This window comes from Verrucomicrobiia bacterium (assembly GCA_035946615.1).
Lineage (GTDB): Bacteria > Verrucomicrobiota > Verrucomicrobiia > Limisphaerales > UBA8199 > DASYZB01.
Genome location: DASYZB010000142.1, coordinates 39015 through 54521 on the forward strand (window position 1 = coordinate 39015; position 15507 = coordinate 54521).

General features: G+C 56.7%; 20 protein-coding genes and 1 tRNA gene. 17 read left to right on the plus strand and 4 right to left on the minus strand.

What is annotated here, in order from left to right; genetic code table 11:
- Positions 1–3: 3 nt before the first annotated feature.
- The 5 genes from VG146_20570 to VG146_20590 all read left to right on the plus strand — a co-directional run bounded on the left by VG146_20570 (position 4) and on the right by VG146_20590 (position 6511).
- Positions 4–1698: an NADPH-dependent assimilatory sulfite reductase hemoprotein subunit gene (locus VG146_20570; protein HEV2394753.1), complete on the plus strand. Its 1695-nt coding sequence runs from the start codon at positions 4–6 to the stop codon at positions 1696–1698.
- A gap of 23 nt (positions 1699–1721) precedes the next feature.
- Positions 1722–2471: a phosphoadenylyl-sulfate reductase gene (locus VG146_20575; protein HEV2394754.1), complete on the plus strand. Its 750-nt coding sequence runs from the start codon at positions 1722–1724 to the stop codon at positions 2469–2471.
- A gap of 2 nt (positions 2472–2473) precedes the next feature.
- Positions 2474–3286, plus strand: a complete 813-nt coding sequence (cysD, locus tag VG146_20580; protein ID HEV2394755.1) for a sulfate adenylyltransferase subunit CysD — start codon at positions 2474–2476, stop codon at positions 3284–3286.
- Between the two features lie 13 nt (positions 3287–3299).
- Entirely contained in the window at positions 3300–5201 is a 1902-nt protein-coding gene (cysC, locus tag VG146_20585) for an adenylyl-sulfate kinase (GenBank protein HEV2394756.1), read from the plus strand.
- 134 nt (positions 5202–5335) lie between these two features.
- Entirely contained in the window at positions 5336–6511 is a 1176-nt protein-coding gene (locus VG146_20590; GenBank protein HEV2394757.1) for a HEAT repeat domain-containing protein, read from the plus strand.
- A 165-nt stretch (positions 6512–6676) separates the two neighbouring features.
- Here VG146_20590 and VG146_20595 read toward each other — a convergent pair whose 3' ends face one another.
- On the minus strand, positions 6677–7207 hold the full coding sequence (locus tag VG146_20595) for a hypothetical protein (GenBank protein HEV2394758.1): 531 nt from the start codon (positions 7205–7207) through the stop codon (positions 6677–6679).
- Between the two features lie 25 nt (positions 7208–7232).
- Here VG146_20595 and VG146_20600 point away from each other — a divergent pair, with 25 nt between their 5' ends.
- The 4 genes from VG146_20600 (at position 7233) to VG146_20615 (ending at position 9081) form a co-directional block, all read left to right on the plus strand.
- The gene (locus VG146_20600; protein HEV2394759.1) at positions 7233–7628 is read left to right on the plus strand and encodes a hypothetical protein; all 396 of its coding nucleotides are present in this window, start codon (positions 7233–7235) and stop codon (positions 7626–7628) included.
- 155 nt (positions 7629–7783) lie between these two features.
- Positions 7784–8191 (plus strand): hypothetical protein, encoded by a 408-nt coding sequence (locus VG146_20605; protein HEV2394760.1) that lies wholly within the window; start codon positions 7784–7786, stop codon positions 8189–8191.
- The gene (locus VG146_20610) at positions 8191–8724 is read left to right on the plus strand and encodes a hypothetical protein (GenBank protein ID HEV2394761.1); all 534 of its coding nucleotides are present in this window, start codon (positions 8191–8193) and stop codon (positions 8722–8724) included. The genes VG146_20605 and VG146_20610 overlap by 1 nt, the downstream gene beginning before the upstream one ends.
- Positions 8725–8787: 63 nt before the next feature.
- Positions 8788–9081, plus strand: coding sequence for a hypothetical protein (locus VG146_20615; GenBank protein ID HEV2394762.1), 294 nt, complete (start codon positions 8788–8790; stop codon positions 9079–9081).
- 4 nt (positions 9082–9085) lie between these two features.
- Here the strand turns inward: VG146_20615 and VG146_20620 are convergent, their stop codons facing one another.
- Together VG146_20620 and VG146_20625 are read right to left on the minus strand one after the other, a co-directional pair.
- The gene (locus VG146_20620) at positions 9086–10639 is read right to left on the minus strand and encodes an ATP-binding protein (protein ID HEV2394763.1); all 1554 of its coding nucleotides are present in this window, start codon (positions 10637–10639) and stop codon (positions 9086–9088) included.
- Between the two features lie 349 nt (positions 10640–10988).
- Positions 10989–11072: transfer RNA gene (locus tag VG146_20625), tRNA-Gly, on the minus strand.
- A 199-nt stretch (positions 11073–11271) separates the two neighbouring features.
- On the opposite strand from VG146_20625, the gene VG146_20630 reads away from it, so the two are divergent.
- From VG146_20630 to VG146_20665, 8 genes are all read left to right on the plus strand, one after another.
- Positions 11272–12237: a hypothetical protein gene (locus VG146_20630; protein ID HEV2394764.1), complete on the plus strand. Its 966-nt coding sequence runs from the start codon at positions 11272–11274 to the stop codon at positions 12235–12237.
- A 92-nt stretch (positions 12238–12329) separates the two neighbouring features.
- Complete coding sequence (locus tag VG146_20635; protein HEV2394765.1) at positions 12330–12755, plus strand: hypothetical protein; 426 nt, start codon at positions 12330–12332, stop codon at positions 12753–12755.
- Between the two features lie 410 nt (positions 12756–13165).
- A complete protein-coding gene (locus tag VG146_20640; protein ID HEV2394766.1) occupies positions 13166–13534 on the plus strand; it encodes a sigma-70 family RNA polymerase sigma factor in 369 nt (122 codons plus the stop codon).
- Entirely contained in the window at positions 13531–14013 is a 483-nt protein-coding gene (locus VG146_20645) for a zf-HC2 domain-containing protein (GenBank protein HEV2394767.1), read from the plus strand. The genes VG146_20640 and VG146_20645 overlap by 4 nt, the downstream gene beginning before the upstream one ends.
- Positions 14014–14073: 60 nt before the next feature.
- Positions 14074–14319: a hypothetical protein gene (locus tag VG146_20650; protein HEV2394768.1), complete on the plus strand. Its 246-nt coding sequence runs from the start codon at positions 14074–14076 to the stop codon at positions 14317–14319.
- Positions 14320–14428: 109 nt separating this feature from the next.
- A complete protein-coding gene (locus tag VG146_20655) occupies positions 14429–14620 on the plus strand; it encodes a hypothetical protein (GenBank protein ID HEV2394769.1) in 192 nt (63 codons plus the stop codon).
- Between the two features lie 112 nt (positions 14621–14732).
- Positions 14733–14936, plus strand: coding sequence for an aldehyde dehydrogenase family protein (locus VG146_20660; protein HEV2394770.1), 204 nt, complete (start codon positions 14733–14735; stop codon positions 14934–14936).
- Positions 14937–14958: 22 nt separating this feature from the next.
- On the plus strand, positions 14959–15387 hold the full coding sequence (locus VG146_20665; protein HEV2394771.1) for an aldehyde dehydrogenase family protein: 429 nt from the start codon (positions 14959–14961) through the stop codon (positions 15385–15387).
- On the opposite strand, the gene VG146_20670 is transcribed toward VG146_20665, so the two are convergent.
- A partial coding sequence (locus tag VG146_20670) for a transposase (GenBank protein HEV2394772.1) occupies positions 15382–15507 on the minus strand: 126 nt, incomplete at its 5' end. The genes VG146_20665 and VG146_20670 overlap by 6 nt on opposite strands.

Here is a 15507-nt window from a genome sequence, read left to right on the forward strand (position 1 = left end):
CTTATGATTTCAGCAAGTCAATCTATTAAACTCGCTCGCAATGAGGGACTTAAGGAAAATAATCCGCTGCTTTGCGGGACAATCGCTCAAACATTGGCAGATTCTGCCACAGACCGTTTTTCGGAGGACGATTACGAGTTTCTGAAGTTTCATGGGATTTATCAGCAGGATGATCGGGACCAGCGGAAAATAGGCAAGCATTACATGCTGATGGTGCGCACGAAATTTCCTGGGGGTGTGCTGAGCGCTCCACAGTACGTGGCGTGCGACGAATTAACCGGCCAATACGGGAACAATACCATGCGGATAACGACCCGGCAGGACTTCCAATTCCATGGCATTCTCAAAGGGAATTTGCGCCAAAGCATGAAGCATTTGAACGAGGCGCTGGTAACGACGATTGCGGCCTGCGGCGATGTCGAGCGCAACGTGATGGCACCACCCACGCCTGCCACCAGTCCGCTGGTGGACCAAGTCCTGGCTGAGGCGCGAGCGCTTTCGGGCAAACTGGCGCCCAAGACGCCGGCCTATCACACAATATGGATTGAGGGCAAGGAATTGGACCTCACGACCGAAAGCAGCGCCGAGTTTGTTGACCCGCTCTACGGCAAAACGTATCTGCCGCGCAAGTTTAAGACCTGTTTTGCCATCCCACCGCTGAACGACGTGGATGTATTCACCAATGACTTGGGCTACATAGTAATCGAAGAGCCAGGGCGGTTGGCCGGCTACAATCTCCTGGCAGGGGGCGGCTTGGGGATGTCCCACGGCAACGCGCAGACCTTCCCCCGCCTTGCGGATGTGGTGGGGTTTATCCGCCCTGAGCACCTGGAAGTCATGACCAAAGCGGTCATTACCATTCACCGCGACTTTGGAGACCGGACCAATCGGAAACATGCCCGGCTGAAATATATCATCGAAGAGCGTGGAGTGGATTGGTTCCGTATTGAACTGGAGCAGCGAACGGGCATCAAGGTCGAACCCGCCCGGCCATTCCAGTTCACCAAACAAGGCGACTTGCTCGGTTGGAATCAGCAGACCAACGGCAACTTTTTCCTCGGGCTCTTCGTCGAGAATGGCCGCATCAAAGATTTCGACGGTTACCGCCTCAAGTCCGGTCTGCGACGAGTCATCGAACAGTTCAAGCCCGAGGTGCGCTTGACTCCGTCGCAAAACATTCTGCTGGTGAATGTGAAGCCGGAACAGCGCGCCGCAATTGAACAAACACTGGCCGAACATGGCGTTTCAGTGGCGAATCCATTCAGCCGCACGCGCCTGGCCTCGATGGCCTGCCCCGCCTTGCCTACGTGCGGCCTGGCGCTGGCAGAATCCGAACGAGTCCTGCCCGGCATTCTGACCCAGATCGAGCGGCTCCAAGCGGAATTAAACATTCCCCAAGAGGAACTCATTGTCCGGATGACCGGCTGCCCAAACGGCTGCGCCCGGCCTTACACGGCTGAGATCGCCTTTGTCGGCAAAGGGCCCAACAAATACCAGATTTATCTTGGCGGCAATGAGGCCAGCACCCGGCTCAACCGGGTCTATAAGGACTCCGTGAAGAGCGATGACCTCATCGCCGAAGTCCGAGCGGTGCTGGTCCGCTATCTTCAAGAGCGCCAGCCGGTCGAGCGGTTGGGTGATTTCTGCCGGCGTGTTATCTGGGCCGAACCGGCGCTGGCCGGCCAACCGGCGCATTAACCGCTTCAATTTACAGGACCATCTTGCAAAGCGCAGTCCAGAAACTTACGCCCGCGGAGGTCCGTTGGCTAAACGAGCAGTTCAATCAGCAACGGACCGAGCAAATCCTTGAATGGGGCTGGCGCCGATTCGGCAACCGGGCTGCCATCGGCACTAGTTTTCAAGGGGCCGGTCTGGTGATGATCCATCTGGCGAAGAAGGATGGATTGCCTTTGCCTGTATTCACCCTGGATACGGGCCTGCTTTTTCCGGAAACGATTGCTTTGAAAAAACGGCTCGAAGACTTTTTCGGACTGACCATTGAATCGCTTGAACCCGACTTAACTGTTGCGGAACAGGCCGATATTAACGGGCCGGAATTATGGAAGCGCGACCCAGACCTGTGCTGCACAATTCGCAAGGTCCTGCCGCTGCGGGATAAGTTGTCCGAACTCGATTGCTGGATTACCGGCTTGCGCCGCCAGCAATCCGACACCCGCGCCGGCATTGGAATCATCGAGCTGTATGCCTTTGACGAGGCCTCAGGGCAGGACATCGTGAAACTCAATCCGATGGCCAATTGGACACGTGAGGCCGTTTGGGATTACCTGCGCGCCCATCAGATTCCCTACAACCCGTTGCACCTCCAGGGCTACGGTTCGATCGGATGCCAGCCTTGCACGCGCCGCGCCGCCAATGGCGAGAATGAACGCGCTGGCCGCTGGACCGGGTTTAACAAAGTCGAGTGCGGCATCCACACCTTCATGCCCAAGAAGATCGATTTCCAGATTTGACCATGGATTATTTATCAAAACTCGAAAACCAAAGCATTTACATCCTGCGGGAGGCTTTTAATAAGTTTGATAACCTGGCGATGCTCTGGAGCATCGGCAAAGACTCGACCGTGCTGCTGTGGCTGGCGCGCAAGGCCTTTCTGGGCCATGTGCCCTTCCCGCTCGTGCACGTCGATACGACCTATAAGATCGAGTCGATGATCCAGTATCGCGACCAGTTGGTTAAGGATTGGAACCTGCAGTTGGTGGTGGGCAAGAACGAGGCCGTCCTCAAGAGCGGTGTCACTTACCCCAACGGCAAAGCCACGCGTGTCGAATGCTGCGGCACCCTCAAGAAAGACGCCCTCAAAGAGGTCCTGGACAAACACCACTTCACCGGGGTCATTGTGGGGGTGCGCCGCGATGAAGAACCGACCCGGGCCAAAGAGCGCTACTTCAGCCCCCGCGACAAGAACATGGAATGGAATGTCGAAGACCAGCCCCCCGAGCTTTGGGACCAGTTCAAAACCGATTTTGATAAAGGAACCCATATCCGCATTCACCCGCTGTTGCATTGGACCGAGCTGAATGTCTGGGAGTACATCGAACGCGAGCAAATCCCGGTCATCCCCCTCTATTTTGCGAATGCAAAGGGCGAACGCTACCGCAGTCTCGGGTGCGCCCCGTGCACGTTCCCGATCAAATCAAACGCCAGGACCGTGCGCGACATCATCGAAGAACTGCGCCATACCAAAACCCCGGAACGGGCTGGCCGCGCCCAGGATAAAGAGAGCGAAGACGCCTTCGAGAAACTGCGCCGCGACGGCTACATGTGAGCGATAACTAAAAATGATTTCTTCCAACGGCAGCGTTCCCAGCGAGCAGCTTAAGATCGTCATTGTCGGCCATGTGGACCATGGCAAATCGACCTTTGTTGGCCGGCTCTTTCACGACACCGGCTCGTTGCCCGACGGCAAGCTCGAACAACTCCAGAAAATCGCCGAGCGCCGCGGGGTCCCTTTCGAGTGGGCCAACCTGATGGATGCCCTGCAGTCTGAGCGCGACCAAAATATTACGATCGACACAGCCCAGATTTGGTTTCAAACACGCCGCCGCCAGTACGTCATCATCGATGCGCCCGGGCACAAGGAATTCCTGAAGAACATGGTCACCGGGGCGGCCAACGCCGAGGCGGCGCTGCTGCTCATCGACGCCCACGAAGGCGTGCAGGAGAACTCGCGCCGGCACGGTTACCTGTTGAACCTGCTGGGCATCCGGCAGATTGCAGTGCTGGTCAACAAGATGGACCTGCAAGCCTACAGCCAGGCGCGGTTCAACCAGATCGAGGCCGAGTATCGGGCCTGGCTGAAGACGGTGGGCGTCGAGCCCAAAGTTTTTATCCCAATCGCCGCCAGGCACGGAGACAACATCGCTACGCGCAGCGCCAACACCCCCTGGTGGCGCGGCCCGACGGTGCTCGAGACCTTGGACGAGTTTCAGGTTGCCGAGTTGCCCAAACACCAGCCGCTGCGGCTGCCGATACAGGATGTGTATCGGTTCGATCACCGCCGCGTTCTGGCCGGGCGCATCGAGTCCGGCACAATCAAAGTCGGCGATCGGCTCGTATTCTCCCCAACCAACAAAACCAGCGCAGTTAAAACCATCGAACGCTGGAATGCGCCAGCCAGCGACACCGCGTCGGCGGGCGAATCGATTGGAATCACCTTGGCCGAACAAATCTTCGTGGCGCGCGGGGCGATTGCGGCCCTCGAATCCGCGCCGCCCTTCGAGCTGTCGAGCTTCAAGGCGCGCCTGTTTTGGCTGGGCAAACAACCCTTCAAACCCGGCAAGGCTTACAAGCTCAAGCTGGCCACCCAGGAGGTTGATTGCCATATCGAATCGATAGAAAAAATCATCGACGCTTCCTCATTGGAACCCGTTTCGCGCCAAGAGACGGATAGGTTTGTGGGCCGGCATGAAGTGGCCGAGTTGACGCTCCATACGAAAAAGCCGGTTGCCTTTGACATCCACTCCGAGATCGTTTCTACAGGCCGCTTTGTTATTGTCGATGGTTTCGACGTGGCGGGTGGCGGCATCATTGCCCCGGGCAATTACCCGCGCCGGACTCATGACTCGGCCAATAAGAGCAACAATATCTACTGGAGCCTGGGCAAGATAACCACGCGCCAGCGCGAACTGCGCAACGGCCATCGCGGCTGCGTCATCTGGCTGACTGGCCTGTCGAGTGCCGGCAAATCTACCATCGCCACCGAACTCGAACGCGAGCTGTTCGCGCTCGGGCGGCACGCCTATGTGCTGGATGGCGACAATATCCGCCATGGCCTCGGGGCGGACCTCGGTTTTTCCCCCAAAGACCGCGCCGAGAACATCCGGCGCATCGGCGAGGTGGCGAAACTATTTGCCGATGCCGGGGTGATTTGCATCACTGCCTTTATTTCTCCATACCGGGCAGACCGCGACCTGGTCCGCAAGATTCTTCCCGAAGGCCGTTTTATCGAGGTCTTTGTCAATGCGCCGCTGGAAATTTGCGAGCAGCGCGACCCCAAAGGTCTCTATGCCAAGGCGCGCGCGAAAGAGATCAAGGAATTTACCGGCATCTCCGCCCCGTACGAGGCGCCGCTTACGCCCGAGCTCGAATTGCGCACCGACCAGTTGACAGTGGCCGAATCGGTGACACACATCCTCGATTACCTGCAGGTCCAGGACACCGAAACCGCCATTTCGATCTGAGGCGTTTTTTCACACGCAGGTCTCGCGCCCGATGTAGGAGACGACGTACGTAAGGAGTCTCTTGACCAGTCTCTGAACTCTCCCTTGAATTCTCTGTTCCGCGAGCGGATGATGGAAACGACTAAAGAGTAGCCGTGAAAAGGCGCCTGTCTATCGGTCTAGGTCTCGTGGGAACCATAATCCTGGCTGGCCTTTTGGTGTCTGTCCCGCATTCCAGCCGCCCAACCTACCAGGGCAACACTGTAACCGAATGGGCGTTGCGCGCGAATTCGGGAGACCCACTCGCGACGCGCGCCCTGAAATCCATGGGTCAGCGTGCGGTCCCCGAGTTGCTCGGTCTATTGCAATATCACCGGTCTTTTTTAGGAACGAGACTGCGGTCTCTTACACCGAGCCTGGGGTCGCCATGGCGCGGTTTGGTTCCACGAAAGGTGCTCCAGCCTGATGCGTTCGTGTATCGGGAGGCCGGTGCGCATGGGCTTGGCATCCTTGGCAGTCAGGCCAACGCTGCGGTTTATCCTCTGGCCAAGGCGTTGCGGGAAAAGGAAGGGCGCGTCCGCTGGGAGGCGGCTTCAGCCCTGGGTAGCATTGGCCAGGATTCGGTGCCTGCGCTCATCGAGGCTCTGAAAGCTCCCGATGTCATGGTGCGGCGCGCCGCGGCCTTTGCTTTAGGCCAAATCGGCCCAAGGGCTGCGCCTGCAGTGCCGGCTCTCATTGCACGGCTCCAGGACACAAACGAGCAGGTCGTGTCTTCCGCATCCCACAGTTTATCCACTATTGGTCTGCCCGCAATTCCAGCCCTAATGGAAGCGATCGAGCATGGGGATGCTCGCGCCCGCGAAGCTGGGGCTAGAGCATTTGATTCAGTTTACCCTTCTCTGATAGCGGCAGTGCCGGCGCTGTTGGACCAGGCAAACGCTTCATCAACCACTGCACGGAAGGAAGCCTTAGAAGAACTCGGCGCCGACCGTTTTGCCCGGAAGCCCGTTATTGAGACACTGGCCAGGGCTCTGGGTGATAAGTCTTTGGAAGTGCGTTCTGCCGCTGCCCTGGCCCTTGGGCGTATCGGTCGCCGGGCTGCCGACGCCATACCCCAACTCCAAAAAGCAACATCGGACCCTGATGCCTCGGTTCGTTCCGCAGCTCGGCTCGCTTTACTCAAGATTCGGGGAGACGACATCATTGACTGTGGCGATTCATTCAATCCTCGTGAAACTACTCGACGGAGAGGGATGGTGGGCGGCTTACGTAAGTCATTGATGGACTGGCGCACCCATCAGGAGTTGAACCTGAAACCTTCTGATCCGTAGTCAAACATTGAAGCGATTTTTCGGGCAAGGTTGCGTGCTGCCAAAAGCTTATGAAAGTCAGCGGCGGGTATCGGCAGGTATCCGGTGCCGACCCCGCGTGTAAAATGTGTCCCACCCAAAACTCAGTCAAACGCAGTGAGAAAGCGAGGGTTGGGTCAACTCCGCTCAACTCCACCGAGCCGGAAAATCCGCGTTACCGCCAGTCGCCTCCTTGAACTTGCTTCTCATCCTATGGGAGAACGAGGAGTCCATTGCGAGAGCCAGAAACTCTTCCTCAACCAGTTCGGCAGGCATAGCAGCCAGCGATTTAATGATGCCGCTCAGGTACTGTCGCGTAGTGTTGGAGCTTTTTACGCGTCGAAGCTCGGTGAACAGCAGACGGGCACAGGCCTCCGTTTGGACGTCGCGCAGCGCCTCCACGATTGTCAGGCGCCGCTCCCAGTTTTCGTCGCTGGCGGCCAACAAGCCCATAAGAAACACGCCGGCCTCTTTTCGACCGCTGCCATGCATCAGCCGCAGGATCGCCACGCCCGATTCAAACTTCCTTTGGTCACTCTCCACGGCTTGTTGCAAGATTCCGTCAATGGGGAACTTGGCCGCGTCCAGAGAGCCTTCCTCGGTTATCCACGGCACGGCTCGATTTGAGCATTCGTCACTCATCGGTCGTATCGTGTCTGCGCGCGGAAGGCCGGTCAAGCGCCTTGGGTGGTAACCCGGCAGGGTGGCCAAGCCAACCACGATGTTGCTGGATAATCCACGTCCCTTCCACCAGGATGGTTCCATGAGCAAGCGGCCCGTGGGCAAGCGAAAATCGAGCAAAGTTAAGGATGTGTACCTGCGCCACCTGGGAAAAATTTGGCCAACAATCCTGCGGGCCTACAACGATTTCAAAGACATTAAGCCCATCATTGAATATCGCCTTCGCGAAAAGGTCGTCCTTGCCTATCCTGCCTTGCCTTACATCGCTGATTTGACCAAACGAACAAGGGAGGAAACGCGCCAGGTTTACCGGGAGGCAGCAGAGAACAGAAGGTTCATGGTCTTCATCTCGGACAGCCGAGAGCGAGTTCTCCGGTCGTATGTCTTCGCTATAGAGGAACCGGCCGGGCGCATTTAAGCCTACAATCCAATGAAAAGCGAGACTCCGGTGAAGCGGGCGCAGCACGGATCCCCCTGGCCCGGCTGAGTCTTGCGGCCAACACACCTTTTGCTAACCTCGTGCTATGAGTGAATGCGAAGCTCATGCTGCCACCGTCGGCGAGGGATCGAAACATGTTTCGAATCGTCTTGGAAAAGCGCGAACGCTTCGCCGAAGTGGCAGGCGGGATAGAGAGATTAGCCGCTATTGATTGTATGAAATCCTCGTTTGTCGGGCGATGGCGGATTGTGGAAATGGAGCAGTGGGAGCAGGAATTTGTGGATTTGGTAGCACCCGGCCACATTACTTTTGCGAGTGGTGGGCGGGGTCAATTTTCCTTTGGTGCAGTGGAGGCCAATTTGGATTGGAGGCAAGACCCCTCGGGCAAGCGCGTGAGTTTCTCTTTCGAGGGCTTTGATGAAGGCGACGAAGTTTCGGGCCGAGGGTGGGCGGAACCGGAAGGCGGAAGATTGACCGGGAGAATCGTTTTCCATCTTGGGGATGAGTCCGGCTTCGTGGCCCAGAGATCGCGGCGGACTTAATGGACGATATGCTCAAGGGAGGCAACCAGCGAGCGGGCAAAACCGATAAGCTGCTGACGAAAGTCCTCGGCCATCGTTTCACATTCGACGGCGGTCAAGCCGACCTGAAACTCTTGCGCTCCATCCACGCGGGAACGTACGCCAATAGGAAGCCGGGCGATCCGAGCTTCCACGCGTATGCCGCCGCCCTCAATATGGCGAACGATTTCGCTTCGCAGGTTCTGGTTATTCTCGATCTGGTTCCGTTCAATAATCAGCTGGCCGACCTTCAAGACAAATACATGCCGAGCTATCCCCCGATGAGCCCGGTGACGTCAGCTTTCTTCGCCGGCTGGATGGTGCTCGATGCGCAAGATGGCTACTCCGGCGCGACTCTTGGCGAATTATTTGTCCACTATATCCAGCACGCGGGTGAATACGAGTATGTCCAAAAGGCCATGGCCGCCTTGAACGATTCCTACTGCTCATTCTACGAGGTGATGGATGTCGGCGCACCCGGACTCAAGCTATGGGACATCGCGGGCAAGCGGTAGCTTCGATGTTGGAACAGCAGCGGATATGCCGGTGGCAAAGGAGAAATCTGGTACGCCCGGCTGTTGCCGTCGCTTATTGAGTCCTCCAACCGGTTCGTGACCTTGAACACGCCCTATGTGTTCAGGAACAGCAGCCGGCACGTGTGGGAGAAATTCTTCGAGCGTCAATCCGTTTCGACGGCCGGCGATCATCGCTCACTGCGAAATTATCTGAAATTTGGCGACTGGCTCGGATACTGGCTCGAGTTCATTTTCCAGGCCTTTGTGGGTTATACCGGAAACATGATTTTGATAACGGGGGTTCCAGATGACCCCGCCTCGCTTCCACACCGCCATCCACAGCGCAAATTGTGGTAATTACTTAGGCAACGGGTCCCTTTTGGTCCAGCCACAGCAAAAGATTGGAAATCACGGCTCTCCCCGATAGGGTGATGCCCTTTTTCACGGAAGCTTTGGTCGGATCGAGCATGTTCACCTCTCCGCTGGGGCTCACTGACGCAACAATCCAATGCCAGCGGAAACCGCGCCCTTCAGCGACCATTCTAGACCATTCGTTGCGGTTGAATCTGAGCGGCAACGGAGACCGCTTGACTTGGATTCCCAATTGCAGGGCGCCATGTGTCGCCAACAAATCGAAGGCGCCCCGAGATCCTTTGGACTGATAGACCAGGTCGAATCCCATGGCCGAGAGCGCACCTGCTGCCGATTTTTCGGCCTCGTCGCCCACCACACTCATGGGCACGATGGTTCCGCCGGGGCGTCGCCAGCGCAGCCAGAGACCAAACGTTGGATCGGCGAGGCGGTAAAGCCCTTCCGCTGTTCGCTCAACCGCATCCTGCAGACGTTCCAGGTAAGTGACCGTCGGGCCGGTTGAAGCTCCAATGGTCCTGGAAATGGCCGTCAGGCTCGCCGGCCCCTCTGCCAAGGCGTCGAGGGTAGCGGCCAAAGAAGTCGAGCGTCCCACCAGTTTTTGAAATTCGCTTTCGAAATAGAGGGCAAGGCGCCCGGTTCGTGAAAACAACAACTTTTGCAGTGAGGTCTTCAGGGAGGACCGGCTGGGATGGCTTGGCGACTCGACCAACTCCTCACCCAGCATCTGAAGATAGAACGGATAGCCACCGATCGCTTTGACAGCCAGCTCGGCAACCTCGCTGGAAATGGGCTTTTCCGGACCGCTCTCCTGCTGCAATAGATCGACAGCGTCATCAGGGCGGAACGGCCCCAATTCCTGAAGCGCGAAGTGCTGGAAAAACGGTGACTGTTGGGATTGGACAAGCTTCAGCAGCATAGACCGCGCTGAACCCGAGATAAAATAGCTGACCCTCCTATGCTTCTGCCAACGGCTGCGCATGAACATGAAGGCGTTGAACTCCTTTCGTGCCCGCAGACCCTCCAACTCTTGGAACTCATCGAGCGCGATAACGAAGAATAGCCCCAAGTGGGCAGCCAGTTGCTCCGGCAAATCAAGCCAGGCACCCGCGCGATGCGTATTGATCTCGCCCTCCACAAGCTCCAGAAGCTCGCTCCGGAGTGAGTCAGGCAAGCTCCCGAAGCGATCCGACTTTTGAAGCAGCTTGCGATAAGCTGCAGGGTGGCCGCTCAATCTCTCGAGGGATTCGCCCAGTTCCCGCCCAACTGCGGCGTCCAGGACCTCCAAAGCCAAACGGCGGAAGATCGCCAATGAAGCAGGCCCTTGTTCCTGTACGTCAAGGGTAATGACCCGCAAGGTGTCCGTGCGCGCACGCCTGGCCGCCTCGAGCACCAAGCTCGTTTTGCCGATCTTACGAGGTCCCAAGATGGCTATCCATCGTGGCTCGCCAGCCACCAGACGCTGCATGCTGCGCGATAAGGCTTCCAACTCGCTGGCTCGGTTGTGAAAGCCTTTTCCGACAACGGGCGTACTGGTTTGAAACATGCATCTCTCTCTAGCAGAACAGGAGCTTGCTTGCAAGCTTGCAACGTCTCAACTCTGCAACGTTGCGAGTTTGCGGGCACGGCTACTATCCCACCGGGGCGGCCAGGGACGCAGGTTCCGGGCTGGCAGTCCCGCCATAAGGGAACGAACAGTTTGTCCTTTCCTTTCGGAGCCGAAAACGTCTCAAGCGCCAGGAATTCAAACCGTCTGATATTGCTTGTGTATAATCGGTCCCACCTTGGGGGTCAGCGCCGTTTTTTCCGCGAGGCCGACCACCGGATTCCGGTTATTTGATCGCGACAAAACCCTTGATTTACCGAGTGATTTGAAGGGTGAAGTTTTTTTTGGGTGGCGCACCCATCAGGAGTTGAACCTGAAACCTTCTGATCCGTAGTTCGGAAAACTAGGGTTTTGGCCAGTCGTAACAAGTTGCATTTAGTTGCAAATCCTCCACGTTTTCAAGGCTTTACACACCTGAGGGCTAAACTCGACGCAACTCGTTGCAACCGCCCAAAACCGAAAAATTGGCCAAGAATTGGCCAAGCAACCCCGGCTTTTGAAGCTACGTGGGCTTTGCGCATCTTGTGTGGCTGATACACCGGAGCGCTCTGGTTTTCTGATGGCATTGGGGCATGAGCGCCGGAAATATCGCTGACGATTCCAACGGTGCGGCTGCCGCAGCAACCGAAACCGCAACGAAGCGGTTTTACCCGAAGACTCATGCCAATTATTGGAAATCTCGGCTGGAACATCGCACCTATTCGCGCGATGGGAAAGCGTTCGAGGTTGCCGAATGGTCAGTCCGCATCCACTTCAAAGGCATCCGAAAGAGTTTCGATTTGGAAACGGCGAACAAGGAGGAGGCGGCAGTAAAAGCGCGCGATATTTATCTGTCCATCCTGGCAAAAGGCTGGTCCGCCACAGTCAATGAACTCGCTCCGCAGTTGGTGCCATTAGCCGAAATTGGCAACGATTGCGCGACCGTTGGCGGGTTCCTCGCCGAAGTGGAAAGAACGGCGAATCTCAAACCGAAGACGTTCCGCTATTACGGTTCATGCTTGCGACAGTTCGCGGCTTACGCCCAAGGAGTGAAATCAGACGCTTCGCGGTTCGACTACTGGAAAGGTGGGGCCACGGCATGGCGGCAGCAGATTGACGCAATTCCCCTTTCAGCGCTGACGCCCGCCGCTGTTGCCGACTATAAGATGTTACGCCTCAAACGGGCGGGGAGCGATCCGCGACGGAAGCTCGAAGTAAACCGCTCCTTCAACAGTTGGCTGCGGTGCACGAAAAGTCTTTTCAGCGAAGCGATTATTTGCAAACCGAACTTCCGCGTAAAAGTTCCCAAATTCAAAGTACCCGACGGCCAGCGGGGGGAACGAGAGGTTTACTGGTTTGAGACGGTGAAATTTGAGCGCCCAGGCTCGATGAAGTTCCAGGCGCCAGCCGGTGTCACGTACGAGGGGCTTGTAACGAAAGCGCGCCATGAGTTGCGCGCGCACAGTCCCGAATCGTACAAGTTGTTCCTCCTGTGCCTTTGTGCCGGTCTTCGCCGAGGGGAAGCTGATGTTTGCCTGTTTGCCTGTGGACGCAATTGAACGCCGATGACAACTCGATTAGAATCGAAGCCAACAAGTATATCGAGCCCAAGCACGGTTCAGGCGGCACTGTCTATGTTGACCCGTCATTGATGAAAGAACTGCTCAGCTTCAAAGCGCCGGAGCAAGATGGCTTCGTAATAGATTCTCCGTTGGAATGGAAGGAGACGACGTATCGCCGCTATCGTTGTGAACCGCATTGGCGGACGCTGATCGAGTGGTTGGAGAGCAACGGCATTGATGCGAAGAAGAAAGTTCACGAATTGCGGAAACTCTTTGGCGACGCCATCGTCAAGCGAAATGGAATCTTTGCCGGTAGCGCGCAACTCCGGCACTCAACTATTCAAATGACGGCGAGTCATTACACTGATCCGCGTCAACGCGCGGCTCTGCCAGTCGGCAATTTGTTTTCGGATGAAGGTACGAGAATTGTGCCTGACCACCCCTCCGAAGGACAGGTTCCCGCGCAGACACTGAGATCAAACAACCGCAAGACTGGGGTCAAAAATCGGGTTTAATTCAGTCCGAGGGACAGTCGTTGCCGAATTTGCTCCAGGCATGGCGAGGGTCGGAATCGAACGAGGAACCTTTACCGTTCCGATTGCAACTCACTCAAATTCAAGCACTAGGATACATTGATTTTACGAGGGTTCAAGCACTTTTCGCGATCGTTCGTCCACCGCCTCGCCATTGCTCGCCTATTGCCCTCCCAGCGCTCGCCAGGTGAAGATTTAGGTGAAGAATTGGGCGAAGCATATCTCCATCGTAAATCGCGCAATAGGCAATGTTGCCTGGAGTTACTTTCTTGCCCCGAGCCTAAATTGGGCAGTTGGTCGGTGGGGTGGTTGTGGTGGGTCAGTGACGTCCGTCCTGCAAGCATATCCGACCTCAGGTCCGTGGCCTTGGACGTACGAATTAGGAATTCGCCATGCACAGCCGCGGATGGCTCCTACGGATCGTGCGGAACGTATTTTACGATTGGCTAAAACAGAACCGCGGCGAGGAAACCAGCGAACCGTTCGACGAAGAAGTGCATGGTGTCATGGATGAAACTCGAGGGCCCGACGGGCGGCTGCTGCTGGAGAAGGCGGACCATGAGCTGCTGCACAAAGCCATTGCCAGCCTGCCGCTGGAGTTTCGAGAAGTCCTCGTACTCCGCGAACTCGAAGGTTTTTCCTACAATGAAATCTCCCAGCTCGCGAATATACCGCTGGGCACGGTGATGTCTCGGTTGGCCCGCGCGCGCGAGCGCCTCCGCACGCAACTGATTGGCTTCATCCAAGAGGAGGGTAAATGAGCTGCGAAGACACAAAAAATCAGCTCCATGCCTATCTCGACGCTGAACTGGACTCAGTGCGGCGCGTGGAGTTCGAAGAGCACCTCAAGGGCTGCCCCGCTTGTTCGCGCGCGCATCAGGAGTATCAGTCTCTGCGGGCGGCAATCACCAGCCCATTGCTCTATTTCGATGCGCCCCGCGGCCTAGAACGTAAAGTGCGCTCAGCGGTCAGAAAAGCTGCGCGTGCCGAGACATCTCGTCCCGCTTGGCGCTGGACTTGGAATTGGAAACTTCCAGTGTGGCTTGCTCCATTCGCCGCGGCGGCTTTGGTTACGGTTGTTACTTTGCATTTGTGGACTCAACACTGGACGGAGGATCAAAGAGTGCAGGAGATCCTCTCCGCCCACGTCCGTTCACTCATGGTCAACCATCTCTTCGATGTGGCCTCCGCAGACCCGCACACCGTCAAACCCTGGTTCACCGGCAAACTGAATTATTGACCACCCGTAATCGACCCGACGGCCGAGGGCTTTCCGTTAATCGGCGGGCGATTGGATTACGTGGCCGATTCCCCCACGGCGGCCGTCGTATATCAGCGCCGGAAACATTACATCAATCTGTTCATCTCGCCCGCCAACCAAACCGTAACGACCAAAGAGGATCTCCTGACACGGCATGGTTACAATATGCTCCACTGGCTGCAGGGCGGGATGGAGTATTGGGCTGTGTCCGATGTCAACAAGGGCGACTTGCAACAATTCGTTTTGTTAGTGAGGAAGGAAGCGTCGGCAGGGATTGTCAGGTGAAAGATTGCTTCACGCCGTTCTGAAAATGCAGTTCGGACGCGTCTAGGGGCTCACAGGATTTTCCGGTTCTTTGAATCGGCTCCCCTATGAAATGCACACACGAATACATATGAGCGTAGAATTCAATTCCATCCAACCTCGTGAAACGCAGGTCAGACTCGATAGCGGATGCAAGGACCTGGCCCACGTCGAAACCTTCAACGTCAGCGCCGAAGCCCAAGCCGCACTAGACCGCGAATACATCAAATTCCTCGAAGCCCAAAACGCGTACCTCAAAAACCTTCTCTCGATTGATTATTGAGGCGGGCGCTAACGTGTTCCTGGCGGCCGAAAAGGCGCTCCAGGAATTACCGCTGACCCGGAGTTGAGCCAAGACGACAGTTACCTTCGAGCCGGTCGGCGTTGCCAGCCTGATCACTCCTTGGAACGCGAACTCGTTTTTTCTTTCTGCCAAGCTTGCATCCACCCTCGCCGCCGGTTGTACGGCGGTCATTAAGCCCAGTGAGCTGAGCGCAATGCAAACGCAAACGTGGCTCGAATGCATTCGCGAGGCAGTGAAGCTGGAACCAGCTGTCAGCCTATCGGGCTGGTTCCAGCTTCACAACTGCACGGGTTAGAAGGTACCGGCTTTGAAACGTTGTGACCGGGCGCGGTGATGTGGTCGGGGCAGAGCTTGTGCGCAATCCTGATGTGGTGAAGATCTCGTTTACGGGCTCGGTTTCCCTTGGCAAGTCGATCATGCGCGACGGAGCCACGACGATGAAGCGCGTCACGCTCGAACTTGGTGGAAAGTCGCCCAATATCCTGCTCGACGACGCCGACCTCACAAAGGCTATCCCTAATGCGCTCGTCATCGGATTTCTCAACAGTGGCCAAGCATGCGACGCAGGGGCCCGGCTCCTCGTGCCGAAGAACCGGCTCGACGAAGTCAAGCGAGCAATCTTGGATGCCATGCCCGCCTTTCCAGTCGGCGACCCGGCCGACCGAAAGACTGCCATCGGACCTATGGTCACACAGAAGCAGTACGAGCGAGTGCAATCCTATATCCGGTTTCTACGGGGATCATAGTGGGTAGAGATTGAGCTTTCCGCAGAAGAACAGGATACGAATCCGGTAGTTGTGAAAGTTGCGAAAGCCTCGGGCAGCGGACTTGAGACTCTGGATTTTCGAGTTCAGCCCCTCGGTTAC